General features: G+C 67.8%; 19 protein-coding genes. 13 read left to right on the forward strand and 6 right to left on the reverse strand.

Going from position 1 to position 24,077, the window contains the following annotated elements:
• The first annotated feature begins 733 nt into the window (after positions 1–733).
• The 4 genes from NS334_RS01235 to NS334_RS01250 are packed head-to-tail and all read left to right on the forward strand — an operon-like array spanning position 734 to position 3,720.
• On the forward strand, positions 734–1,984 hold the full coding sequence (locus tag NS334_RS01235; protein ID WP_058754164.1) for a lipoprotein-releasing ABC transporter permease subunit: 1,251 nt from the start codon (positions 734–736) through the stop codon (positions 1,982–1,984).
• A complete protein-coding gene (locus tag NS334_RS01240) occupies positions 1,977–2,660 on the forward strand; it encodes an ABC transporter ATP-binding protein (protein WP_058754165.1) in 684 nt (227 codons plus the stop codon). The genes NS334_RS01235 and NS334_RS01240 overlap by 8 nt, the downstream gene beginning before the upstream one ends.
• On the forward strand, positions 2,657–3,250 hold the full coding sequence (locus NS334_RS01245; RefSeq protein ID WP_058754166.1) for a GNAT family N-acetyltransferase: 594 nt from the start codon (positions 2,657–2,659) through the stop codon (positions 3,248–3,250). The genes NS334_RS01240 and NS334_RS01245 overlap by 4 nt, the downstream gene beginning before the upstream one ends.
• Positions 3,247–3,720 (forward strand): glutathione peroxidase, encoded by a 474-nt coding sequence (locus tag NS334_RS01250; RefSeq protein WP_058754167.1) that lies wholly within the window; start codon positions 3,247–3,249, stop codon positions 3,718–3,720. Before NS334_RS01245 ends, NS334_RS01250 begins: the two co-directional genes overlap by 4 nt.
• Before the next feature lie 365 nt (positions 3,721–4,085).
• Here the strand turns inward: NS334_RS01250 and NS334_RS01255 are convergent, their stop codons facing one another.
• The gene (locus tag NS334_RS01255) at positions 4,086–4,682 is read right to left on the reverse strand and encodes an HdeD family acid-resistance protein (RefSeq protein ID WP_058754168.1); all 597 of its coding nucleotides are present in this window, start codon (positions 4,680–4,682) and stop codon (positions 4,086–4,088) included.
• A gap of 92 nt (positions 4,683–4,774) precedes the next feature.
• Between NS334_RS01255 and dnaE the strand changes: the two genes are divergently transcribed.
• Positions 4,775–8,275, forward strand: coding sequence for a DNA polymerase III subunit alpha (gene dnaE / locus NS334_RS01260; RefSeq protein ID WP_058754169.1), 3,501 nt, complete (start codon positions 4,775–4,777; stop codon positions 8,273–8,275).
• Positions 8,276–8,623: 348 nt separating this feature from the next.
• On the opposite strand, the gene NS334_RS01265 is transcribed toward dnaE, so the two are convergent.
• Entirely contained in the window at positions 8,624–9,700 is a 1,077-nt protein-coding gene (locus NS334_RS01265) for a PA0069 family radical SAM protein (RefSeq protein WP_058754170.1), read from the reverse strand.
• Between the two features lie 56 nt (positions 9,701–9,756).
• On the opposite strand from NS334_RS01265, the gene NS334_RS01270 reads away from it, so the two are divergent.
• Positions 9,757–10,089 carry a VOC family protein gene (locus NS334_RS01270; RefSeq protein WP_058754171.1) on the forward strand — a complete coding sequence of 111 codons (333 nt, stop codon included), beginning with the start codon at positions 9,757–9,759 and terminating at the stop codon, positions 10,087–10,089.
• 3 nt (positions 10,090–10,092) lie between these two features.
• Here the strand turns inward: NS334_RS01270 and moaB are convergent, their stop codons facing one another.
• Positions 10,093–10,620 carry a molybdenum cofactor biosynthesis protein B gene (gene moaB / locus NS334_RS01275; protein WP_058754172.1) on the reverse strand — a complete coding sequence of 176 codons (528 nt, stop codon included), beginning with the start codon at positions 10,618–10,620 and terminating at the stop codon, positions 10,093–10,095.
• Positions 10,621–10,807: 187 nt separating this feature from the next.
• Between moaB and NS334_RS01280 the strand changes: the two genes are divergently transcribed.
• Positions 10,808–11,419, forward strand: a complete 612-nt coding sequence (locus NS334_RS01280; RefSeq protein ID WP_058754173.1) for a hypothetical protein — start codon at positions 10,808–10,810, stop codon at positions 11,417–11,419.
• A gap of 3 nt (positions 11,420–11,422) precedes the next feature.
• On the opposite strand, the gene NS334_RS01285 is transcribed toward NS334_RS01280, so the two are convergent.
• Together NS334_RS01285 and NS334_RS01290 are read right to left on the reverse strand one after the other, a co-directional pair.
• A complete protein-coding gene (locus tag NS334_RS01285; protein WP_083500176.1) occupies positions 11,423–13,252 on the reverse strand; it encodes a lytic transglycosylase domain-containing protein in 1,830 nt (609 codons plus the stop codon).
• A complete protein-coding gene (locus NS334_RS01290) occupies positions 13,252–13,998 on the reverse strand; it encodes a uracil-DNA glycosylase family protein (RefSeq protein WP_058754174.1) in 747 nt (248 codons plus the stop codon). Before NS334_RS01290 ends, NS334_RS01285 begins: the two co-directional genes overlap by 1 nt.
• 120 nt (positions 13,999–14,118) lie before the next feature.
• Here NS334_RS01290 and NS334_RS01295 point away from each other — a divergent pair, with 120 nt between their 5' ends.
• From NS334_RS01295 to NS334_RS01325, 6 genes are all read left to right on the forward strand, one after another.
• Positions 14,119–15,777 (forward strand): electron transfer flavoprotein-ubiquinone oxidoreductase, encoded by a 1,659-nt coding sequence (locus NS334_RS01295; protein WP_058754175.1) that lies wholly within the window; start codon positions 14,119–14,121, stop codon positions 15,775–15,777.
• Positions 15,778–16,075: 298 nt separating this feature from the next.
• Positions 16,076–17,689, forward strand: a complete 1,614-nt coding sequence (locus NS334_RS01305; RefSeq protein WP_241491767.1) for a tetratricopeptide repeat protein — start codon at positions 16,076–16,078, stop codon at positions 17,687–17,689.
• Complete coding sequence (locus tag NS334_RS01310; RefSeq protein ID WP_058754177.1) at positions 17,686–18,522, forward strand: 4-(cytidine 5'-diphospho)-2-C-methyl-D-erythritol kinase; 837 nt, start codon at positions 17,686–17,688, stop codon at positions 18,520–18,522. The genes NS334_RS01305 and NS334_RS01310 overlap by 4 nt, the downstream gene beginning before the upstream one ends.
• Before the next feature lie 112 nt (positions 18,523–18,634).
• Positions 18,635–19,708, forward strand: coding sequence for a recombinase RecA (gene recA / locus NS334_RS01315; RefSeq protein ID WP_058754178.1), 1,074 nt, complete (start codon positions 18,635–18,637; stop codon positions 19,706–19,708).
• A gap of 31 nt (positions 19,709–19,739) precedes the next feature.
• Positions 19,740–20,594: a class I SAM-dependent methyltransferase gene (locus tag NS334_RS01320; protein ID WP_058754179.1), complete on the forward strand. Its 855-nt coding sequence runs from the start codon at positions 19,740–19,742 to the stop codon at positions 20,592–20,594.
• On the forward strand, positions 20,591–21,238 hold the full coding sequence (locus NS334_RS01325; RefSeq protein ID WP_058754180.1) for a glutathione S-transferase family protein: 648 nt from the start codon (positions 20,591–20,593) through the stop codon (positions 21,236–21,238). The genes NS334_RS01320 and NS334_RS01325 overlap by 4 nt, the downstream gene beginning before the upstream one ends.
• A gap of 132 nt (positions 21,239–21,370) precedes the next feature.
• Here the strand turns inward: NS334_RS01325 and NS334_RS01330 are convergent, their stop codons facing one another.
• Positions 21,371–24,052 (reverse strand): TonB-dependent receptor, encoded by a 2,682-nt coding sequence (locus tag NS334_RS01330; RefSeq protein WP_058754210.1) that lies wholly within the window; start codon positions 24,050–24,052, stop codon positions 21,371–21,373.
• Positions 24,053–24,077 lie beyond the last annotated feature (25 nt).

The following is a 24,077-nucleotide window of genomic DNA, read 5'->3' on the forward strand; positions in this document are numbered from 1 at the left end:
TTCTTTGTTATATGTCTCTGTACTGTTACCTATATTCTCCTCGTCGTCGGCATCTTCAGATGTGTGTAAGTGCCGGATAACGTGATGGTCGCGGGCAATGTCGGCGATCCGCGCACCTATGGGCTGACGGTCGGGTTCGGGTTCTGAACAGCGCATCACCCCGGCGCACGCCGGGGTATGTCGTCGAACGCGAACACCAGCATCAACCCTGGTCGACGTTGAACCTTGGGGACCGTCCCTCCGTAGAGCCGGACTCCGTGGTTCAGGAGATCCCCAAGTTCCGGCCTTCGCGGAAAGATGGACCCGGCCTTCGCCGGGGGTGACGTACAGCACCGGGCAGGGAAACCGGGATTGGCGGAATTCCGGCAACCGTCCGGGGGGTGGTCGGAAAGCCCTTCCGCGTAGCGCGCGACGCTGATGACGCGCCGCGCGGGACTAAGACCGAACGGCAAACGCCCGGGCCGTTTACACGACCCGGGCGCCTGCGTGACGATCGCTCGTCAGCCCCCTATCCAGCCACCCGCCCGCACGCCTTTCCGTAGGGAAAAGCGGGGCTTGGCGGCGTTCCCCGAACCACGGCCATTTGCCTGTGTGCCAGTGCCCGCAGCTATGCGGCGGATGGTGCGGGCTGTCGATGAAAATGAACGCCAGCTAAACCGATTGCGGCCGCTCTGTGTCGAATCCGCAACAGCACCCGTTGCGAAACCGCAGGCGGCTCCCTACAGGCACGATCATGTTGCTGTCGCGCTATGAGAGCATGATCGCGCGGCGGTATCTGCTGCCGGGCAAGGGTGAACGCTTCATCGTGCTGGTGGCGGGCTTCTCGCTGGGCGCGGTGATGCTGGGCGTCGCCGCGCTGGTGATCGTCATGAGCGTCATGAACGGCTTCCGCGCCGAGCTGTTCGACAAGATCGTCGGGCTGAACGGTCATGCCGTGGTCCAGGGGTATAACGGTCGCCTGCCCGACTGGCAGAAGGTCGTGGCGCTGGCCAAGGCGACGCCGGGCGTGACCAGCGCGGTGCCGATGATCGAGCAGCCGCTGTTCGCCACGTACAACGGCCGGGCCGAGGGTATCCTGCTGCGCGGGATGCGGCCCGAGGATATCCGCACCAACCCGACGATCCGGACGAAGGTGGTGGTCGGCAGCCTGTCGACGCTGACGCCGGGCAGCGGGAATGTAGCGATCGGCGCACGCCTCGCCGAACAACTCGGCGCGACGATCGGGTCGCAGATCACGATCATCAGCCCACTCGGCCGCTCCACTCCGTTCGGCACGGTGCCGCGCAGCGTGATCTACACCGTCACCGCCATCTTCGAGGTCGGCGTATACGATTACGACAAGGCCTATGTCATCATGCCGTTGCAGGATGCGCAGACGCTGCTGCTGTCGGGCGATTCGGTCGGCATGATCGAGTTGCAGACCACCGACGCGGATAAGGTCGGCCCGATTCTGGCGCCCCTCGCGCGCGCAGTACAGGGCTATGCGGTGGTCAGCGACTGGCGGCGGCTGAACGCCGAGCTGTTCGACGCGCTGGCGGTCGAGCGGGTCGCGATGTTCGTCGTGCTGTGCATCATCATCCTGGTCGCGGCGTTCAACATCGCCAGTTCGCTCATCATGCTGGTGCGGTCGAAGACCCGCGATATCGCAATCCTGCGCACGATGGGGGCGAGCCGGGGGGCGATGCTGCGCATCTTCATGACGGTCGGCACCGCGATCGGCGTGCTCGGCACGTTCGCGGGGCTGGCACTGGGCGCGGTGTTCCTGTTCTTCCGCCAGTCGGTGGTCAATTTCGTCCAGCTGGTGACGGGGCAGAATCTGTGGGATCCCTCGATCCGGTACCTGACCGAACTGCCGTCGAAGGTCGATCCGTTCGAGGTGACCGCGATCGTCCTCATCACGCTGCTGATGACCTTCCTCGCGACGGTCTATCCGGCGTTGAAGGCCGCCAATACCGATCCGGTCGAGGTGTTGCGTTATGAGTGACGCCGTTCTTCGGACCACCGCGCTGGCGCGCAGCTTCACGCAGGGCGAGGCGACGATCCACGTCCTGCGCGGCGTCGATCTGGCGGTGCAGCCGGGTGAGATCGTCGCGCTGCTCGGCCCCTCCGGCTCCGGCAAGTCGACCTTGCTGCAGGCGGTCGGATTGCTGGAGGGTGGCTTTTCTGGGTCGATCCGCATCGCCGGGACGGAGGCGTCGAAGCTGGATGCGGCGGGGCGCACCGCGCTCCGCCGCGACCGGCTGGGGTTCGTCTATCAGTTCCACCACCTTCTGCCCGACTTCAACGCGATCGAGAATGTCGTCCTGCCGCAACTGATCCACGGCAGCGAGCGGGCGCCGGCCGAGGAGCGCGCGACCGCGCTGTTGACCGCGCTCGGCGTCGGGCACCGCCTGACGCATCGGCCCTCCGCCTTGTCGGGCGGCGAGCAGCAGCGCGTGGCGGTCGCCCGCGCGCTCGCCAATCGCCCGGCGCTGGTGCTGGCGGACGAGCCGACCGGCAACCTCGACGAACATACCGCCGACCGCGTGCTGGCGGAGTTCCTGCGGCTGGTGCGCGGCGAGGGGTCGGCGGCGCTGGTGGCGACGCATAACGAGCGGCTGGCCGCGCGGATGGACCGCGTGGTGCGGCTGCACGAGGGCCAGCTGGAGATCGCGGGATGAACGGCGACGCGTGGCGGACAGTGCCGATCCTGAGCGGGCGGCACGTCACGCTGCGCCCGCTGGACCGCGCCGATCGCGCGGGGCTCGTGTCGGCCTTCGCGGGGCTGGAGCGACTGTTCGCCACCGTCGTGCCGACCGAATCGACGATCGATGGCTGGTATGACGCGATCGAGACGCAGCAGGCCGCGGGGCGGGCCTTGCCGTTCACGGTGCTCGACGCGGAGGGCCGCATCAGCGGCACGACACGTTTCATGCGGATGAACGTGGCGCACGCCCGTGTCGAGATCGGCGGCACACTCTATGCCACGCGCGTCCAGCGCACGGGCGTGAACACGGACGCGAAGCGCCTGCTGCTCACCCACGCCTTCGATACGCTCGGCTGCCAATGCGTGCAGTTGCGCACCAACTGGCACAATCGCGCGTCGCGGGCGGCGATCGAGCGGCTGGGCGCGCGGATGGATGGCGTCCTGCGTGGCCACATGATCACCGGCGAGGGCGAGGTGCGCGACAGCGTCGTCTATTCGATCCTGGCGCACGAATGGCCGCAGGTGCGCCGCAACCTCGACTATCTGCTGGAGCGACCGCGATGATCGACGATCTGACCGTGACCGGTGCCGATGGGCGGCAGGTGCCGCTCGACCGCTGGCGGGGGCAGGTGCTGCTGATCGTCAACACCGCGTCGAAATGCGGTTTCACTCCGCAATATGAGGGACTGGAGGCGCTCCATCGCCGGTATGCCGAGTGCGGCTTCGCGGTGCTGGGCTTCCCGTGCAACCAATTCGGCGCGCAGGAGCCCGGCGACGCGGCGGAGATCGCCAGCTTCTGTTCGCTGACCTACGACGTGACGTTCCCGGTTTTCGCGAAGATCGACGTCAACGGCGCGAATGCCGATCCGTTGTTCGAGCGGCTGAAGCAGGCGGCGCCCGGCGTGTTGGGTACGAAGGCGGTGAAGTGGAACTTCACGAAGTTCCTGGTCGATCGGCAGGGCAGGGTGGTGCGCCGCTATGCGCCGACGACCAAGCCCGAGGAATTGGCGACGGATATCGAGGCGCTGTTTTAGCGGATGTTCGGGGATCGTGTCGTGCTTGGCTTCGTCTTAGGGCTGATCCTTGCGATCCTTGCGCTGTTGCTGGTCGCGATGGCGAAGACGCCTGTTGCGCTTCGCTCGTAGCCACCACACCGTCATTCCCGCTACGGCGTCCTTGCGAGAAACCGTGCCATGCTTGTGCGAGTGGCACACGCTATAGCCCTCATCTTGCCTTACTCAGGCCTCCGCGTGCGCGGGAGCACGGCGGAGGCTCTCTCCGATGTCTTGTTCACGCGGCAATGCCAAGCACGTGGCGTCGGTGAGTCTCGCAACCATCTGCGCATCCGGATCCCCGCCTTCGCGGAAATGAGAGGGGGGCGGCGTAACCGCCCCCCGACTTAGGCGATCGCCCCGAATGCCTCCGCGCCCTTGCGATGGTCGCTGGCCGTCGCGATCGCGGTCGCGCCGCCCATCATGAAGCTGACGCCCAGAATGAAGCCCGGCAGGGTCAGCGCCGACCACGGCACCGTCGCCAGGATGAATGCCGCCAGCAGGATGTTGATCGCACCCAGCGCGATCATCCAGCCGCGCCGGCGCCGCATCCGGAAGCCCAGCACGATCTCCAGCAGGCCGCGCATCAGCAGCCACACCGTCACCAGCAATGTCAGCGAGAGCGCGCCCGTCACGGGCTCGAAGACCATGACCGCGCCGACGATGACCGTCAGCACGCCGAAGGCGACCGCGTAGAACCGGCCTTCGTGCCCGCGCCCGAACAGGCCGGCGGCGATCGAGAAGACGCCGGAAACGAACAGCAGCGCTCCGATGACCAAGGTGGCGGCGTAGGTGGCGGCGAACGGCCAGATGAACGCGGCCAGCCCGACAAGTATCGACACGACGCCGTATGCCATGATCCAGCCCCAGCCGTTGCCGATGGCCGTGCGCGGCGATCCGAAGGTTTCCGCCACCCTGCCGATGTCGGTCCGAAAATCGCTCATCACCGTCACTCCTTTCGTGGATCAGCGAACGGACGCTCGTGGACGCGGTTCCGGGGATGGTCGAATCGGGTCAGTGCGCCTAGGTTGCGCCGATGCCGCATTCCGGGTTCGTGCCGCTCCGCATCTTTTCCAGCTACACCATGCTTGACGGCGCGATCGAGCCGAAGGCGATCGCCAAGCGTGCGGCGAAACTGGGCTTCCCCGCCGCGGCCTTGACCGACCGCAACGGCCTGTATGCCGCGATGGCGTTTTCCGATGCGGCGATGGGCGCGGGCGTGCAGCCGGTGATCGGCACGATGCTGGGGATCGCGCGTCCCGATATGCCCGATGGCGTGGCGGCGGCGATCGACTGGATCGCACTCTACGCGCAGAATAGCGAGGGCTACGACAATCTCTGTGCGCTGGTCAGCCGCGCTCACCTCGACCGTCCGCTCGAACTCGCGCCGCATGTCGGGTTCGACATGCTGGAGCGGCATTCGGCGGGGCTGATCGCGCTGACCGCCGGCGGGGAGGGCGGGGTGGCCCGGCTGTTCGCCGAGGATCAGCCCGATCGCGCCGTGGCCTATGCCGACCGGCTGCACGCGATCTTCGGCGATCGTCTGTATGTCGAGGTGTGCCGCCGCGACGATGCGATCGAGGACAAGGCCGAGCCGCTGCTGCTCGATCTCGCCTATGACCGGAACTGGCCGATCGTCGCGACCAATCCGTGCTGTTTCGAGGAAGCCGATTTCGGCGACGCGCATGACGCGATGCTGTGCATCGCCTCGTCCAGCTATGTCGAGAGCGAGGATCGCCCGCGTAGCTGCGGCCATGCGTGGATGAAGCCGGCGATCGACATGGCCGCGCTGTTCCATGATCTGCCCGAGGCGCTGGCGAACACGCTGGTCGTCGCGCAGCGCTGCGCCGTGGCCGCGCCGAAGCGCAAGCCGATCCTCCCCAGCCTGGCGGGCGATCGTGAGGGCGAGGCGGCGATGCTGCGCAACGACGCCGCCGCCGGGCTGGAGGCGCGGCTCGACCGGATCGAGGAGCTGGGCGCGCAGCCCGAGGGCGACCCCGACTGGCGCGAGACGTATCGCAAGCGGCTGGCGTTCGAGGTCGACGTCATCATCCAGATGGGCTTCCCCGGCTATTTCCTGATCGTCGCCGACTTCATCAAATGGGCGAAGGATCACGACATTCCGGTGGGGCCGGGCCGTGGTTCGGGCGCGGGCTCGGTCGTCGCCTGGGCGCTGACGATCACCGATCTCGACCCGATCAAGCTGGGCCTGCTGTTCGAGCGCTTCCTGAACCCGGAACGCGTGTCGATGCCCGACTTCGACATCGACTTCTGCGAAACCCGACGTGGCGAGGTCATCCGCTACGTCCAGGAGAAATACGGCCGCGATCAGGTCGCGCAGATCATCACCTTCGGTAAGCTGAAGGCGCGCGCGGTGTTGAAGGATACCGGGCGCGTGCTTCAGATGAGCTATGGCCAGATCGACCGGCTCGCCAAGCTGGTGCCCAACCACCCGACCGATCCCTGGGACCTGAAGCGCGCGCTGAACGGCGTGCCGGAGATCGCCAAGGAATATTCCAACGACAATCAGGTCCGGCATCTGTGGGATCTGGCGACCAAGCTGGAGGGGTTGCCGCGCCACTCCTCGACCCACGCGGCGGGCGTGGTGATCGGCGACCGGCCGCTGGCGAAGCTGGTGCCGCTCTACCGCGATCCGCGCTCCGACATGCCGGTCACGCAGTTCGACATGAAATATGTCGAGGGCGCCGGGCTGGTAAAGTTCGACTTCCTGGGCCTGAAGACGCTGTCGGTGCTCAAGAAAGCGATCGAACTTCTGAAGAAGCGCGACATCCATGTCGATCTCGACGCGCTGCCATGGGACGACGAGGGCGTCTACAAATTGCTCCAGCGCGGCGACACGGTCGGCGTGTTCCAGCTGGAATCGGAGGGGATGCGCCGCACGCTGTCCGCCGTCCGCCCGACCAATTTCGGCGACATCGTCGCGCTCGTCTCGCTGTATCGCCCCGGTCCGATGGACAACATTCCGTCGTTCGGGCGGCGTAAGCAGGGGACGGAGGAGATCACCTATCCGCACCCGTTGCTGGAGCCGATCCTCGCCGAAACCTACGGCATCTTCGTCTATCAGGAACAGGTGATGCAGGCCGCGCAGGTGCTGGCGGGCTATTCGCTCGGCGGCGCGGACCTGTTGCGCCGCGCGATGGGCAAGAAGATCAAGGCGGAGATGGACGCGCAGCGCGCCACCTTCGTCAAGGGCTGCGCCGAGCATAATCAGATCCCGGCGCCGTACGCGAACCAGTTGTTCGACTTGATCGACAAGTTCGCCGGCTATGGTTTCAACAAGAGCCACGCGGCGGCCTATGCCTTGCTGGCGTACCAGACCGCGTGGTTGAAGGCGCATCACCCGGCGGAATTCTTTGCCGCGTCGATGTGTTACGACCTGCATCTAACCGACAAGCTGGCGATCTTCGTCGACGATGCGCGGCGGCTGGGCATCCCGTTGCTGCCGCCATGCATCAACGGCAGCGTCGCGGAGTTCGATGTCGAGCTGAACGACGAGGGGCAGGCCGCCGTCCGCTACGCGCTCGCCGCGCTGAAATCGGTCGGTGAGGGGGCGATGGAGAAGCTCTGCGAGGAGCGAGCCAAGGCCGGGCCGTTCCGGAGCCTCGACGATCTCGCCGCGCGCGTCGATCCACGCCTGCTCAACAAGCGGCAATTGGAGACGCTGGCGGCCGGCGGCGCATTCGACGCGCTGGAGCCGAACCGCGCGGGCGTCCATGCCGTCGTCGAGACGCTGGTCGCGATCGCGGTCCGCACGCACGAGGGGCGGACCAGCGGGCAGGGCGGGCTGTTCGGCGACGATGCGGGCGCGGGCGACGATATCAAGCTGCCCGCCGGCGCGCGCTGGTCGCTGGCCGAGCGGATGGAGCAGGAGAAGGAGGCGTTCGGTTTCTATTTCTCCGCGCACCCGGTCGATCGTTACCGCCACCTCGCCAGGACGCATGGCGCGCGCACCTATGTGACGCTGGGCGACCTGCAGATCGCGGACGGCGCGCGGGTGATGGCGACGATGGCGGTGCTGGTCGAGGACGCGCGCTGGCGGACGTCGGCGCGCGGCAAGCGCTACATGATGGCGACCCTGTCGGATGCGACGGGTCAGTTCATGGCGACCTGTTTCGACGACGGTCCCGCCGCCGATCTGGAGGAAGCCGCCAAGAATGGCGGTTGCGGCCTTGCCACCGTCGAGCTGGATCGTCGCCCCGGCGAGGAAACGCCGCGCGTCACGGTGAAGTCGATCAAGCCGTTCGAAACGCTGGCGACATCGACCCGCTTCGCGCTGGAAATTCACGTCGCGAACGTCGCGGCGGTCCAGGCGTTGGCGGCGCTGATCGGTCCGTTGCGCGGCGCGCGCGGCAAGGTGACGCTGAAGGTGCCGACCGGCGAGGGGGAGGTGGCGACCGTCATCCTCGCCCGCGACTTCGCGCTGGACGCGGAACTGGCCGAGCGGATCGAGGCGCTGCCGGGGGTGACGAAGGTCGAATTCGAGATCGAGGAAACGCGGCTGCGGTCGGTAGGATGACTCTCGCGTCAAGGGGGTGCCGCCCGCAGCCCCTTGGGTAAGCGCGTCGTCGGCGCTCTGCGGCGGGAGTGCGCGGTCCGCATCTCGGCATCGCTGCGTCAACGGGTCCGTCACACGAAAGCGTGACGACACGATCGGGCCGTGTAGGACTGTCACGGTTCGACACATCTGTCTGGGACAGCTTGGGCGCGCCAGCGGTTTATGCTCCGCGCGACTAGCGGGAGATCCCAGCGTTCGGCGGGATGACGACTCTTCAGGTGGGATGGATCAGACCGCAAAGGCCAGCAGAACGATCGCCGCGCCGCTGCCGATCCCGTTCGCCCGCTCCTTGTCTGCGCCACGCCTGTCTCAGAACAACTCCCCCTGCGCGCCCGCCGGCCTACGGAACAGGTCGCACCGCAGGTCGAGCGTGCGCCGCCGGTCCGGGAATCCCGCTTTGGTGCGCGCGATCCGGAAGCGGGTCTTCAGCAGTTCCGCCCACGGCCCCTGACCCTTCATCCGCAATCCGAAGCGGGAATCGTTGTCCTTGCCGCCGCGCAGGCTCTGAATGATCGCCATCACCTTGGCGGCCCGTTCGGGATAATGTTCGTCAAGCCATGCGCGAAAGAGCGGCGCGACCTCCCATGGCAGCCGCACCGGAATGTACGACACGCCCAGGGCGCCGGCCGCCGCCGCGCGCGCGACGATCGCTTCGACTTCGTTATCGGTGATCGCCGGGATCACCGGCGCCATGTTGACATAGGTCGGCACGCCGGCGTCGGTCAGGGCGCGCACCGCCGCCAGCCGTCGCTCGGGCGTGGTCGCGCGCGGCTCCAGGGTCATCGCGATTCGCGGATCGAGCGACGTGACCGACATCGCCACCGCCACCAATCCCCTGGCCGCCATCGGTGCCAGCAGGTCGAGATCGCGCACCACGCGATCGGACTTGGTGGTGATGACCAGCGGATGATCGCACGCGGCCAGCACCTCGATCACCCCGCGCGTCACCCGCCATTCGCGCTCGATCGGCTGATAGGGATCGGTGTTCGTCCCCATCGCGATCGGCGCGACGGCATAGCCCGGCTTGCCGAGTTCCGCCCGCAGCAACGCGGCGGCATCGGGCTTGGCAAACAGCTTCGTCTCGAAATCCAGACCCGGCGACAGGTCGTGAAACGCATGGCTTGGCCGCGCGAAACAATAGATGCAGCCGTGCTCGCAGCCACGATACGGATTGATCGAGCGATCGAATGGGACGTCCGGCGAGGCGTTGCGGGTGATGATCGTGCGTGGATGTTCGACCGTCACGGTCGTGCGCAGCGGGGATGGCGCGCCGTCGATGCTTCCGCGCGCATCCAGCCAGTCACCGTCGACCTCGGACTGCGGCAGGTTGAAGCGCGCGCTGGCCGCGTTCAGCGTCGCGCCGCGATGGGGCCGGGGAATTGGCATTGCCCGACGTTACACGACGCGCTAGAACAAATCAAGAACGGGCAAGAGGAACCGATATGGCGCGTCTGAATTATCTCGAACTGCCGACCCGTGATCGGGCGGCTGCCAAGCAATTCTACGCGCAAGCGTTCGGCTGGACCTTCACCGATTTCGGGCCGGACTATGCCGCGACGCTGAGCGGCGATACCGACATCGGACTCGACGCCGCGCCCGACCGGATCGCCGCGCCGCTGCCGGTGATCGAGGTGCACGATCTGGAAACGGTGGAAGACGCCGTTACCCGTGCCGGGGGCACGATCACCGTGCCGATCTTCGCCTTTCCCGGCGGGCGACGCTTCCACTTCCGTGATGTCGACGGGCACGAGCTGGCCGTGTCGCAGCCCGGCTGATTGTCAGCGCTCCAGCAGGCGCGGCATCAGCTCGACGAAATTGCAGGGACGGTGGCGGCTGTCGAGCTGGTCCTTGAGGATGCCGTCCCACGCATCCTTCACGGCGCCGGTCGAGCCGGGCAGCGCGAAGATGTACGTGCCGCGCGCGACGCACGCGCAGGCGCGGCTCTGGATCGTCGAGGTGCCGATCGTCTGATAGCTGAGCCAGCGGAACAGCTCACCGAAACCGGGGATCATCTTGTCCGCGACGCGCTCGACCGCCTCGGGCGTCACGTCCCGCCCGGTGACGCCGGTGCCGCCAGTGGTGAGGATGCAGTCGATCTGTCCGTCATCGATCCAGCGGTGAAGCTGCGCGACGATCGCATCGACATCGTCGCGCAGGATCATCCGGTCGGCCAGGACGTGGCCCGCTTCCTGAAGTCGAGCGACCAGCGTGTCGCCCGACCGATCCTCTGCCAGCCCGCGCGTGTCCGACACGGTGAGCACCGCGACGCGGACGGGGAGGAAGCTGCGGTTGGTGTCGATCGGCATGACGGAAGGGGTAGCGGCAGGTCGGCGATGCGTCCACCGGACGATGATCGCGCGGTTTCGGACCGATCTATCCCGCTGTCGATCCTTGGACTTTCGTGATCGGGCCCCGTTGCGTCGGTTTCGGCGCCACTTGGCGTTGGCGCTTCGATGCGCAGCGACGACGCTATCCGCCGGAAGGGAGAGGGCGATGGTCGATCCGACAGCTGGTATTCTGCCGGCCGCACAGCAGGAATTTGCGCGCCGGGCGGCGATCCGCGACGCGCATCAGGCCGGGGTTCGTCGTTGGGAGCGGCAGCGGCGCCAGTCCCGCGCGGTGGTCGTGGACATGATATGCGAGTGGCATCGCCATACGCGGCGCAACTGGCAGGTCCTGCGGCAGATCATCGAGGGCATGGAGGCGCGGAAGGGTATTCCGCTGGACTGTCACGTCGAGAAGCTGCGCTACGTCGACGATCATGCGCTATTCGACCACGGCCAGCTGACCCTGATGAGCGACGCCGCGCGACGCCTGATCCACGAACTGAGACCGATCATTCGCAACACCAATCTGGAGATCGACGAACTCCTTCGCGCGCTGGGTCGCAACGATGCCGAAGAGATATTGGGGGTGGCCGGGTTGGTGCTACGCAAGTTCCAGTATCTGTTCGTCGAGAAGCTGCCGTCGATCGTCGAGGCAGCGGAGCGCGCGAACTTCACCGTCGACGCGACGATCGATCCCCTGATCGTCGCGGCGCGCCAGCAGGAGAAGGCGGCACGCGGCCAGAACGGTCGGGAGGATATCGTCTATCGCGCCGTGTGACGATCAGTTCGACTGTACCGGCGTCTGCACCCCGACGCTGGCGTTGACGGCCAGCGCGGTGTTCGGCGCCGGCTTTATCCGCACCGCGCTCGCACCCGGCAGACCGGGAAAGCGAGGCCACATGCCCTGCGCCAGCGCGGCACGGCTCGGGCTCTTCGCCTTGCCGCCCTGCGCCTCGTACATCCAATAGTTGCGCAGGACCGTCACGACATATCCGCGCGTCTCCCAATAGGGAATGCTCTCGATATACAGCAGCGGGTCGCCATTGTCGTGGACCAGCGCGTTCCACTCGCCGACCGGCTTCGGCCCGGCATTGTAGGCCGCGATCACCTTGGGCAGCAGTCCGCCCGTCAGCCCCATGTCGCGCAGCTTTTCGATATGGCGCTGTCCGATGTCGATGTTGGTCGACGGACGGGCGAGCGCGGTCTGGTCGATCGAAACGCCGCGTTCGCGCATGTAATCGGTCGCGGCGGCGGGCATGATCTGCATCAGGCCGAACGCGCCCGCCGGGCTGCGCACTTTGTTGCGAAAACCCGATTCCTGCAGCGTGTGCGCATATACCAGCGCCTTGTCGATCCGCCAGCCGGTGTCGGGCGTCCAGTTGGGCATCGGGTAGCGCGTGTCGGCGGTCGCGACGACGCCCTGCGGAATGTTGTGCGCCAGCCAGACGGTGGTGGCGGGCAGGTCCAGCGTCTCGCTGATCCGCACCAGACTGGTGAACTCGCCGGGGTTGCCGATCCGCGCCTGTTGCCGGACGACGCGATCGGCTTCCTCGTTCTCGCCGATTTCGGCGAGCGCGGCGGCGACGCGAATGTTGGGGCGGCGTTCCAGCCGCGCCCAGTCGGTCGAGACGCGCTGCGGCCGGATGGCGGGCATCGGCAACCCCAGCGCCTGCCGCGCCAGCAGCCCGTAGAAGGTCTCGCCATATTGCGCGGCGGTCTTCAGCCGCGCCTCGACGCGATCGGGACGGCCGCATGCCATGTCGGCGCGCGCCGCCCAGAACAGGGCGGTGGCGCGCAGATCGGTGTCGGCGGCGCGCGCCGCGACCGTCTCGAACGCGGTTTGCGTGGTGCCGCAATCCTGTTGCCGCCACGCCGCCAGCGCCTCGGTCCAGCGGCCGTGCACCGCCCAGTCGCCACTGCCCGCCGCCGCGCGCGCGCCCAGGTCGCGCGCCTGTCGGTCGAGACCCTGGAGGAAGTAGATCCAGGCGATGCGCGCCTGCCATTCGGTCTGTGCCTCCGGCGACAGGCCGGAGGTGGATTCGAGCAGCGCCTGCGCCTCCGCACCCATGTCGGCCTTCACGAAAGGCTGCATCTTCACCGCCAGATCGGCGGCGACCAGATCGCTGCCGGTCGGTTTGGCGCGCGCGCGGATCGGCGCACCGTCCTGCCACACCAGCCGCTGCTGCTCGGGCAGCGCCGGCAGGTCGGTCAGGCCACGTGCCCGCGCGATCCGCGCCAGCGCCTCGCTCTGCGGCAGTTCCGGCGCCTCCGCCAGTAGCCGCGCGACCGCCGCGCCATCGGCCTTGGGTGAGCCCTTGGCGGTGTACAGTTCGGCGCGCGCATAGGCGTGGAGCGGGCCGGGAGCCATCGAATCGAGCGTGAGCTGCGCGTCGCTCCAGCGCCCATCGCGCATCGCGGCGAAAACCGCCCGATAACCGCTGCGCTGTTCCGGGGTCAGCTGCGGCGGAATGCCGGCGCTTTCGGCAACCGGCGCGGGCGCCGGGGGCGCCACCACCGGCAGCGGTGCCGCCGCGCCCATCGGTGCCGCGAGCGCGGGAGCGGAAACGGCCGCAACCCCCGCGACCAACATGCCCGTCGCCCACCGCCGCATCACCGTTCGACCTCCCCGGTCAGCATCAACAGGTCCTTCCATGCCTCGACCTTGGCGGCGGGGCGATCCAGCAGGAATCGTGGGTGATGGCTGGCCACCACCTGCGTTATCTTGCCGTTCTTATGGTTAAGTGTGTGAAAACGCCCGCGCGCATCGGCGACGCTCATCGCCAGGATCGCACGGCTGGCCGCATCGCCCATCACCAGCAGCCGCTGCGGCGCGGCGAGCGCGACATGATGACGGGCGATCTCGCCCAGGCGCGCCTCGATCTCGCGCGGGACGCGGCCGGTGGTCGGGCGGCGTACGCATACCGACGCCAGCCCGGTATCGGCCCGCGAGCGACCGATCGCGGCGAGCATCCGGTCGAACAGCCGGCCGACCCGCCCCTCCATCAACAGTTCGCGGTCGTCACGCTCCGGACAATCGACGAAGACCAGCAGTTCGGCATCGGCGGGACCAGAGGCGGCGATCGCGGCGCCGCCCCAACGGGCTTCCGGCGCTAGTTCGCCGATGCGCCACGCGGCGAAGGCGTCGCTGTCTTCGGGAAGCGCCTCGTGCGTGAGGGGTGAGGTTGCGGCGGCGGGCGCGACGGCGCGGGCGGCGTCGCGAGACGCCGCCTGTCGCGCGGCGCTCTCCAGCCAATCGAAGCCCTCGTCGCCGACGAGGACGTCGACTCCGGCGTCATGCCACCAGTCGAGCGCGCTTGCCGCCGCCTTCGCCCAGTCCAGATTCTGATCGGCACCCATCGATGCCAGTAGGATGGACAGTTGACGCGAAGGTCAACTTGCTGGCACCGCCGTCCCCGACAAAGCGTTGGCACGATACGACGAGCGCCCGGTGCGGGTGCCCGCGCAGGAGATGACGAAGTGAGCGACCGCGAATCCATGCCCTATGACGTGGTGATCGTCGGCGCCGGCCCTGCCGGCCTGTCGGCCGCGATCCGTCTGAAACAGATCGCCGCTTACCACGAGGCGGACATTTCGGTCTGCGTGCTCGAAAAAGGCTCGGAAGTCGGCGCGCACATCCTGTCGGGCGCGGTGATCGACCCGCAGTCGCTTGACGAACTGCTGCCCGACTGGCGCACCGATGGCTGTCCGCTGGCCGAGGTGCCGGTGACGCAGAACCTGCACTGGGTGCTGACCAAGACGGGCAGGAAAACGCTGCCGCACCTGTGGACGCCGCCGTTCCTCCACAACAAGGGCACCTACACCGGCTCGCTCGGAAACCTGTGCCGCTGGCTGGCGGGCAAGGCCGAGGAACTGGGGGTGGAGATCTTCCCCGGCTTCGCGGCGGCGGAGATCCTGTTCAACGACGACGGCAGCGTGAAGGGTGTGGCGACCGGCGACATGGGCGTGGCGCGCGACGGCACGCGCAAGGGCGATTATCAGCCGGGCCTCGAACTCCATGCCAAATATACTTTCTTCTCCGAGGGATGTCGCGGGCACCTGTCGAAGGAGTTGATGCGAATCTTCGACCTGCGCCGCGAATGCGATCCGCAGGTCTATGGCCTGGGCGTCAAGGAATTGTGGGACATCGATCCCGCGCTGCACGAGCCGGGCAAGGTCATCCACACGCAGGGCTGGCCGCTCAGCGAGCATGGCGCGAACGGCGGCGGCTGGATCTATCACCAGGCCGGCGGGCAGGTGTCGATCGGCTTCGTGACGTGGCTGAACTATACCAACCCCTATGTGTCGCCGTTCCAGGAGATGCAGAAGTGGAAGACCCATCCGCAGGTCGCCGCGCTGCTGAAGGGCGGCAAGCGCGTCAGCTATGGCGCGCGCGCGATCAGCGACGGCGGGTTGCAGTCGATCCCGAAGCTGGTCTTCCCCGGCGGCGCGCTGATCGGCGACAGCGCCGGGTTCCTCAACGTGCCGCGCATCAAGGGGACGCATACCGCGATGAAGAGCGGAATGCTCGCCGCCGAGGCGGCGGTCGACGCGATCCTGAAGCAGCGCAGCGGCGACGAACTGACCGCTTATCCGGAGGCATTCGAGACCAGCTGGGTCAAGAAGGAGCTGTCGATCGTCCGGAACGTCGTGCCGCTGGTCAAGAAGTTCGGCGACCTGCTCGGCTCCGGCCTCGCGGGCATCACGATGTGGGCCGAATATCTGGGGCTGAAGATGCCGTTCACGCTGCATCACCATCCCGATCATGAGACGTTGTGGCGCAAGGATCTGGTCAGGAAGATCGACTATCCCAAGCCCGATGGCGTGCTGACCTTCGATCGCCTGTCGTCGGTGTTCCTGTCGAACACCAACCATGAGGAGGACCAGCCGGTCCATCTGACGCTGAAGGATCCCGACGTGCCGGTCGAATACGACCTGCCGATGTACGATGAACCGGCGCAGCGCTACTGCCCGGCGGGGGTGTACGAGATCGTCGGCGAGGAAACGGGCGACCCGAAGTTCGTCATCAACGCGCAGAATTGCGTCCACTGCAAGACCTGCGACATCAAGGATCCGACGCAGAACATCAACTGGGTGGTGCCGGAGGGCGGCGGCGGCCCGAACTATCCGAACATGTGAGGCGCGCTCTCGCCGGCGATCGCGCGGTGAACGCCGGCTGGACGCCAACATCGTCTTCGCGGTGCGGGGGAACGTGCCGGCGCACCCCGGTATCCACGAAGCCGCGCGAGCCGGCGTCGCTTTTGCGTCCGGACCGATCGGCTCCACCTTCGCCGGAGGGACGAACTTCGTCGCTGCGATCGCAGGGTTTGCCGTCACGTGGACCGTCGACGACGTATCGACCTTCCGTGTCCCGCGTCGCGGGAACGTTCGCCACTGGACCCTGCCGCCGCACGCCTCTACCCCGATGTTCCAGTAATTGCTTACCCGAAAGGCCAGCGCCACGCCCCCCCGCCGCCTCGCGCCCGTCATCGTCGCCCTGCTGATCGCCCCGGCTCCGGCGCTTGCCGCGCCGGGCGATCTCGCGGCCTATGCACGGGCGCGCGTCGCCGAGGCGGATGGCGCGGTCGCCGATGCGGCGCGCGACTATGCGCACGTCCTCGCCGACCGGCCGAACGACACGGTGCTCGCGCTCCGCAGCTATCGCGAGGCGGTGCGCGCCGGGGACGACGCATTGGCGGATCGCGCCGCCGCCGCGCTCGCCGCGCAGAAGGCGCTGCCCTCCGATGCCGCGCTGCTCGCGCTTGCCAGCGCAGCGCATGATGGTGATCGCGCCGCGGCGACGGCGGCGCTGGCGCGGCTCGATGGCGACCGGCTGCGTATCCTCGCCGCGCCGCTGCGCGGCTGGCTGGCGCTGGACGCCGGCGGTGATCCCTTCGCGGCGCTGGCGACGGTGCCCGACGAGCCGGTCGCGCGGCGCTTCGCGGCGGAGACGCGTGCGCTGCTGCTGGTCGCCACCGGGCGCGTCGATGAGGGGCTGGCGGCGGTGCGGGCGCTGGGAGGCGACGATCTCGCCGCGTTCGATGAGCGCGTGGCGGCGGCGCGGTTGCTGATCGGGCAGGGGAAAAGCGACGCCGCGCGCGCGCTGCTGACCGAGGGAGCAGGCGCGCTGCGGATCGAGCCCCGGCGCGCCGCGAAGCCGACGCTGGCGTTCGGCGCCGCGCACCTGTTCACGCGCGTCGCCGCCGATCTGGCGGCGGGCGATGCCGGACCACTCACCTATACTCTGTTGCGAGCGGCGTTGCGCGCGGATCCGGGCAACGATCGGGCGCGATTGTTGCTCTCCGGCGTGCTGGCGCGTGACGATGCGCTCGACGCGGGGCTGGCGGTGCTCGACGCGATCCCGGCGGACAGCGCCTATGCCTCGATCGCGGCGACCGGACGCGTGCAGATGCTGGCCGAGGCGGGGCGTGACGAGGCGGCGATGGCGGCGCTGGCGCGACTGACGGTCGCGCCCGGCGCGCCGGACGGCGATGTGCAGCGGCTCGCCGACCTGTACATGCAGCTCGACCAGCCGGCACGGGCGGTGCCGCTCTACAAGCGGCTGGTGGAGCGTGCGGGTGAGCGCGGGGACTGGGCCGACTGGCTGCAATATGGCGCCGCGCTGGATGGCGCGGGGCAGTGGCCTGCCGCGCGCGGTGCGCTGGAACGCGCGGTCGCGCTGGGCCCGGACGAACCGCTGGCGCTCAATCACCTTGGCTATGCGCTGATCCTCCATCGCGAGCGGATGGCGGCGGCGCAGGCGATGCTGGAGAAGGCCGCCGCGCTGAAGCCGGACGATGCCGCGATCGCCGATTCGCTGGGTTGGGCGCTGTACCTGCGCGGACAGGCGGCCCGTGCGCTGCCGCTGGTCCAGCGTGCCGCGATGGCCGACCCGGCCAATGCCGAGATCGGCGAGCATCTGGGCGACCTGTACTGGCAGGCCGGGCGGCGCTTCGAGGCGCGTTATGCCTGGACCGCCGCGCGTGAAACCGCCGCCGCGCCGGATATCGCCCGGCTGACCGGCAAGATCGACCGTGGACCGACCGAATGACGCTCACCGAAACCGCTCCGGCCAAGCTCAACCTGGCGCTCCATGTCCGTGCGCGCCGCGCCGACGGCTATCATGAGCTGGAAACGCTGTTCGTCTTCGCGCGCGACGGCGACACGGTGGCGATCGCGCCCGCCGCGACCGCGTCGTTCGGCGTGACCGGCCCGTTCGCGGATGCGGTCGGACCGGATGGCGACAATCTCGTCACCCGCGCCGAACGCGCGTTTCGGGCCGCCTTTTCCGTCGCGCAGCCGCATGCCGTCACGCTCGACAAACACCTGCCGGTCGCTTCGGGGATCGGTGGCGGGTCGGCGGACGCGGCGGCGACCTTGCGCCTGCTGGCGCGGTTGCACGGCATTGCGGGCGACGACCAGCGCTTGCTGGCGATCGCGGCGCATCTGGGGGCGGACGTGCCGGCGTGCCTGCTCGGACGGCCGACCTTCGGCAGCGGGCGCGGCGATGCACTGGTGGAGGTCCGTGGGTTGGGCGACATGCCGGCGCTGCTGGTCAACCCGCTGGTCGCGGTATCGACGGCGGCGGTGTTCGCGGGCTGGGACGGCATGGATCGCGGCCCGTTGACGGACGACGGCGATATGCTGGCCCGCGCGTTGACGGGGCGCAACGATCTCCAGCCGCCGGCGGAGGCGGTCGCGCCGGTGATCCGCGACGTGCTGACGGTGCTGGCGGGATGCGATGGCGTGGTGCTGGCGCGCATGTCGGGGTCGGGGGCGACGTGCTTCGCGCTGTTCGCGGATGTGGCGGCGCGCGACTCCGCCGCCGCGACGGTGGCCGCTGATGCGCCGGGATGGTGGCAGATGCGGACGACGATCGGCTGACGTCTTGATTTTCAAGGCTAGTTCACCACTTGTTCTTCTGGAACAAAGTGAATACAACCGTGTGGCGCGTTGAACGGGACGCGCGGTTGCTCTAGCGAAAGGCTTCACGGCAATGGCCGCCAAACTTCAGGTGATCGATACCGGCATGGCAACCGCAAACGCAGACCGTCAGAAGGCGCTCGACGCCGCCCTCGCGCAGATCGACCGCGCCTTCGGCAAGGGCTCGGCGATGAAGCTGGGGCAGAAGGAGACGATGCAGGTCGAGGCGATCTCGACCGGCTCGCTCGGGCTCGATATCGCGCTGGGCGTCGGTGGCCTGCCGCGCGGGCGCGTGATCGAGGTCTATGGTCCCGAGAGCTCCGGCAAGACGACGCTGGCACTCCATGTCATCGCCGAGGCGCAGAAGAACGGCGGGACCGCCGCCTTCGTCGACGCCGAGCATGCGCTCGATCCGGTCTATGCCAAGAAGCTGGGCGTCAACATCGACGAACTGATCGTGTCGCAGCCGGACACCGGTGAGCAGGCGCTGGAGATCACCGACACGCTCGTCCGCTCGAACGCGATCGACGTGCTGGTGGTCGACTCGGTGGCGGCGCTGGTGCCGCGTGCCGAGATCGAGGGCGAGATGGGCGACAGTCACGTCGGCCTTCAGGCGCGCCTGATGTCGCAGAGCCTGCGCAAGCTGACGGGCTCGATCAGCCGGTCGCGCTGCATGGTGATCTTCATCAACCAGCTCCGCATGAAAATCGGCGTGATGTACGGCAATCCGGAGACGACGACGGGCGGCAACGCGCTGAAATTCTACGCGTCGGTGCGTCTCGACATCCGTCGTACCGGCGCGATCAAGGATCGTGACGAGGTGATCGGCAATGCGACGCGCGTGAAGGTGGTGAAGAACAAGGTCGCACCGCCGTTCAAGCAGGTCGAGTTCGACATCATGTACGGCGAGGGTATCTCGAAGATCGGCGAGATCCTGGACATCGGCGTGAAGGCCGGGCTGGTCGAGAAGGCCGGTGCGTGGTTCTCCTACGATTCGGTGCGGATCGGGCAGGGGCGCGAGAATGCCAAGAACTTCCTGCGCGAAAATCCGGAGATGATGGATCGGCTGGAAAAGGCGATCCGTGGCCGGACCGAGCAGGTCGCCGACGGGATGATGGCGGGACCGAGCGAGGACGACGACCTCTGATCGACGCCGACGTCGTGAATGGGGGCCGGTCGTGACCCGCGCGGCCGATTGGGTGGCGCGGGTCGGCGATGTCTGGGCCGACGAATGGCGGCGTACCGAGCGGGCGTTCGCGGGCATCGCCGCGACGCTGAACGCGGCGATCGACCGGGCTGCGCCATCCCATGGATATGCCGCCGACGTCGGCTGCGGGGCCGGCAGCACGGCGCTGTCGCTGTCGGTGGTGCGACCCGGATTGCGCATCACCGGCCTCGACCTCTCCTCGTCGTTGATCGACGTGGCGCGGAGACGGGCGGTGGCGGGGCGATGCGACTTCCAGATCGGTGATGCGGTGGCGGCGTTGCCGTTGCTGGCGCCGCTCGACCTGCTGGTATCGCGGCATGGCGTAATGTTCTTCGCCGATCCGGTGGCGGCGTTCGGTGCGATGCGCGACGCGGTGCGGGTGGACGCGCCGCTGATCTTCTCCTGCTTTCGTGCCCGTGCGGAGAACGACTGGGCAACGACGATCGATCAGGCGATCGATGCGCAGCCGTCGATGCCGGCACCGCTGCCGGCTCTGCCCGCCTATGCGCCGGGCCCGTTCGCGCTGGCCGATCCGGCGTTCATCACCGCCTTGCTGGATCGGGCGGGCTGGCGCGACGTGACGCTTGCGGCGCACGACGTGGATTATGTCATCGGCGCGGGCGACGACCCGGTTGGCGATGCGCTGTCCTTCTGTCGCCGGATCGGCCCCGCCGCCGCGCCGCTGGCCGCGGCCGATCCGGCGGTACGCGCCGATCTGGAAAATCGACTGGCGGCGATGCTGGCGCCACGGATACGGGACGGCGCGGTGACGTTCACTGCCGCGATATGGATCGTGTCCGCGCGTGCGGGGAAGGAAGCGTCATGACGATCATCGTCCATCACCTCGAAAACTCCCGGTCGCAGCGGATCCTGTGGATGCTGGAGGAACTCGAGCTGCCGTATGAGGTGAAGCGGTACGAGCGCGACAAGGTGACGATGCTCGCGCCGCCCGAGTTGCGACGCGTCCACCCGCTCGGCAAGTCGCCGGTGATCGAGGACACCGCCACGCCCGGAGCGCCGGGACGGCGGGTGGTGGCGGAGACCGGCGCGATCGTCGAGTATCTGGTCGATCGCGCCGACGGCCGGCTCGGCGCGCCGTCACGTCGCGATGATGCGCTCGCCTATCGGTTCTGGCTGCATTATGCCGAGGGCTCGCTGATGCCGCCGCTGCTGGTCAAGCTGATCCTTTCGCGGATACCGCTGCTCGGCAAGCGGGTGGCCGGGCGCATCCAGCCGATGATCGACCGCCATCTCGATTATGTCGAGGCCTCGCTCGCCGACCATCCGTGGTTTGCGGGCGAAACCTTCACCGCCGCCGACATCATGATGAGCTTCCCGCTGGAGGCGGCGCGCAGCCGCGCCGGGCTGGGCAGGCACCACCCGAATACGATCGGCTGGCTGGAGCGCATCCACGCACGCCCAGCCTATCAGCGCGCGCTGGAGCGGGGCGGTCCCTATGCCTATTCCTGACGCGCTGGCGGCTGGGCTCGGGGGAGACTGATCGCCCATCCATGCCCTTGAGCGATGGTCGCCGCGTCCGCCATGCTGCTGCGGGGATGACGTGAGGGCGCGGATGGCCGGGGCCATCCGCGCCTCAGCCCGTCAGAACCGCGTGCGGAGCGTCAGACCGTAGGTGCGCGGCTCGCCGAGATAGGCGGCGAACAGCGAGTTGGCGGTGCCGTAGGTCGGGGCGCCGAAGCGCTGGACCTGTGACTGCGAATAGGAGCCCTGGAACGGGGCGCTGAACGCGACCTGCTGATAATTGGTGTCGAGCAGGTTCTGCGCCCACAATTCGATCGCCCAGCGCTGCTCCGCCCCCCGCACGCCGATGCGCGCGTTCATCAGGAAGAAGCCGTCCTGCATCTTCTCGATGAACAGGTCCGATCCGGTGTTATAGTCGCTGGTCAGTCGGCCATCGACATAGAACAGGCCGCTCAGCCCGTTGCCGCCCAACGCCGGCGTCCAGGTGAACGAGCTGGTGACGGTGTGCTTGGGGGCGTTCGACATCTGACTGCCGGACAACAGGAACAGGGCGGCGTTGAGCGGCTCGCCGGATTTGCTGCCGACCAGATCGCGCTGATATTTCGCGTCGGCCAGCGTATAGCCCAGGTTCACGGTGACCGTGTTGGTCGGGTACATGCCGACCTCGATCTCGACGCCTTGCGTCACCGCGCCCTTGCCGACCTTGCCGGTGCAGGCACCGGTCGCCGACGACGCATCGCGATCCGCGCCGTTCAGCGACGTGTCGCACCCGCCGATATTCTGGACGATATAATTGGTGCCGTTGAAGGTGTTGAGCTGGAAGTTGGTGAATTCCGAGCGATAGGCCGCGACATTCGCGGTAAACTGGCGCGAGCTGAACTTCAGCCCCAGCTCATAAGCGTTCACCGTTTCGGGGTCGAAGCGCAGGTTGACGACACTGGCGGCGGTCGGCGTGGCGAAGACCGTCGGGGTCAGGTCCGAACGGTCGAGATTATAGCCGCCCGCCTTGTAGCCGCGCGCGTAGGAGGCGTAGATCAGCGTGCTGTCGGCCGGCTTCCACGATACGACGCCGGTGCCGGTCAGCTGCCCCTCGTGGATCTGGTCGTTCATCGCCACGCCCGACAGCGCGGAAGTGGAATTGCCGGTGCAAGTGAGCGTCACGATCCCGACAGCCAGCGATTGCAGCGTCGGGTTGGTGCTGCCCAGCAGCGGGCGAAGCGCGGACTGTTGCGCCGGACAGACGGTATTGTTGTTATTGAACCCGGCGCCCAGCGTCTTGTGTTCGTTGGTGTAGCGCAAGCCGATGGTCAGGTTCAGCCGGTCGGTGACCTTGAAGATGTTGTGCGTGAAGAACGCGAAATTCTCGCTGGTCTGCGCATAGACGTCGCGCAGGCTGCCCAGGTCGTTCAACGTGCTCAGCCGGTCGATGCCGCCGACGATGCCGGTCCCCACCGCGCCGGTCAGCACCGCGCGCCCGGCCGCGCTCAGGCAGCCGCTGTTGGCGGGGTTGCGCAGCGCGGCGGCCGGATTGATCGTCGCGACCACCCGGCATGCCGCGAAGGCGCCATATTGCCGGCCGAAGCGTAGATTGTCGACGACGCGCAGATTCTCATGTGCGTAATAGCCACCGACCAGCCAGTCGACGCGATTGTTGAGGATCGATCCCGACAGGCGGCTTTCGTGCGTGAAGACGTCGAACCGGCGATAGGCATTGCCGTCGTCGGGGCGATAGGCGATGTCGACATTGCCGTAGTCGAGATCGGCGGCACCGCCGGACTTGTATTCGCGATACGCCGTCAACGACGTGAGCTGCGTCGCGCCGATGTTCCACCGGACGCGCATCGACAGACCACCGTCGGTCGTCAGCGCGGAATAGGCGCGCCCCGGCGTCTGCGCGATGCGACGGTTGTAGGGATCGCCCTCGCTCGGCAACACCCCGCCCAGGCTGCGCAGGATCGCGGTGACGCGGTTGCCCGCCGGATTGATCGCGTAATCGCCCGGGACGCCCGGCGTCGGATCGGTCTTCTCGCGCGTGTCGGTGTAGACGGCGCCGCAGCACTTCTCGTCGCGATGCGTGTAATCGCCGATGAAACGTACAGCCAGGTCGGGGGTGATCGTGAACAGCAACTGGCCGCGCACGAAATAACGGTTGCGGTTGTTATAGTCGGTGTTGTTGACGACATCCTTCAGGAAGCCGTCGCGGCGGCTGGCGACCGCGTCGACGCGAAAGGCGAGCAGATCCTTGACGACCGGCCCGGTCAGCGCGGCCTGCACCCGCGCGGCGTCGTAATTGCCATAGGTCGCTTCGGCCATGCCGCCGAAGGTGAATTCGGGCAGCTTGGTATAGATGCTGATCGCGCCCGCCGAGGAATTGCGCCCCGACAACGTGCCCTGCGGCCCGCGCAGCACCTCGATACGCTCCACCTCGCCCAGGTCGTTCAGGCCCGCGCCCGTGCGGCTGCGATAGATGCCGTCGATGAACACCGCGACCGAGCTTTCGAGGCCGGGATTGTCGCCGACCGTGCCGACGCCACGGATGCGCGCGGTGGCATTGGCCTCCGAACCGGTCGAGGACACCATCAGCGACGGGGCGATCTGCGTCATCTGGCGGATATCGGTCGCGCCCGAATTCTGCAGTGCCGCCTGACCGAAGGCCGATACGGCGATCGGCACGTTCGACAGTCGCTCCGACCGGCGGGTGGCGGTGACGACGATGTCGGCGGTGTTGGGTGACGTATCGGCTTTCTCGCCCGGCTTGGCATCGGCGGCCGCGCCGCGCAGGTTCTGCGCCGCTACGGGCATCGTCGTCAGCGCGATGACCGCCGCC

This window comes from Sphingomonas endophytica (assembly GCF_001476895.1).
Classification (GTDB): domain Bacteria; phylum Pseudomonadota; class Alphaproteobacteria; order Sphingomonadales; family Sphingomonadaceae; genus Sphingomonas; species Sphingomonas endophytica_A.

Excerpts from the sequence above, each read along its gene's own strand:
- NS334_RS01235 (WP_058754164.1), top strand. The coding sequence starts at position 734 with ATGTTGCTGTCGCGCTATGAGAGCATGATCGCGCGGCGGTATCTGCTG.
- NS334_RS01240 (WP_058754165.1), top strand. The coding sequence starts at position 1,977 with ATGAGTGACGCCGTTCTTCGGACCACCGCGCTGGCGCGCAGCTTCACG.
- NS334_RS01245 (WP_058754166.1), top strand. The coding sequence starts at position 2,657 with ATGAACGGCGACGCGTGGCGGACAGTGCCGATCCTGAGCGGGCGGCAC.
- NS334_RS01250 (WP_058754167.1), top strand. The coding sequence starts at position 3,247 with ATGATCGACGATCTGACCGTGACCGGTGCCGATGGGCGGCAGGTGCCG.
- NS334_RS01255 (WP_058754168.1), bottom strand. The coding sequence starts at position 4,682 with ATGAGCGATTTTCGGACCGACATCGGCAGGGTGGCGGAAACCTTCGGA.
- dnaE (WP_058754169.1), top strand. The coding sequence starts at position 4,775 with ATGCCGCATTCCGGGTTCGTGCCGCTCCGCATCTTTTCCAGCTACACC.
- NS334_RS01265 (WP_058754170.1), bottom strand. The coding sequence starts at position 9,700 with ATGCCAATTCCCCGGCCCCATCGCGGCGCGACGCTGAACGCGGCCAGC.
- NS334_RS01270 (WP_058754171.1), top strand. The coding sequence starts at position 9,757 with ATGGCGCGTCTGAATTATCTCGAACTGCCGACCCGTGATCGGGCGGCT.
- moaB (WP_058754172.1), bottom strand. The coding sequence starts at position 10,620 with ATGCCGATCGACACCAACCGCAGCTTCCTCCCCGTCCGCGTCGCGGTG.
- NS334_RS01280 (WP_058754173.1), top strand. The coding sequence starts at position 10,808 with ATGGTCGATCCGACAGCTGGTATTCTGCCGGCCGCACAGCAGGAATTT.
- NS334_RS01285 (WP_083500176.1), bottom strand. The coding sequence starts at position 13,252 with ATGCGGCGGTGGGCGACGGGCATGTTGGTCGCGGGGGTTGCGGCCGTT.
- NS334_RS01290 (WP_058754174.1), bottom strand. The coding sequence starts at position 13,998 with ATGGGTGCCGATCAGAATCTGGACTGGGCGAAGGCGGCGGCAAGCGCG.
- NS334_RS01310 (WP_058754177.1), top strand. The coding sequence starts at position 17,686 with ATGACGCTCACCGAAACCGCTCCGGCCAAGCTCAACCTGGCGCTCCAT.
- recA (WP_058754178.1), top strand. The coding sequence starts at position 18,635 with ATGGCCGCCAAACTTCAGGTGATCGATACCGGCATGGCAACCGCAAAC.
- NS334_RS01325 (WP_058754180.1), top strand. The coding sequence starts at position 20,591 with ATGACGATCATCGTCCATCACCTCGAAAACTCCCGGTCGCAGCGGATC.
- NS334_RS01330 (WP_058754210.1), bottom strand. The coding sequence starts at position 24,052 with ATGCCCGTAGCGGCGCAGAACCTGCGCGGCGCGGCCGCCGATGCCAAG.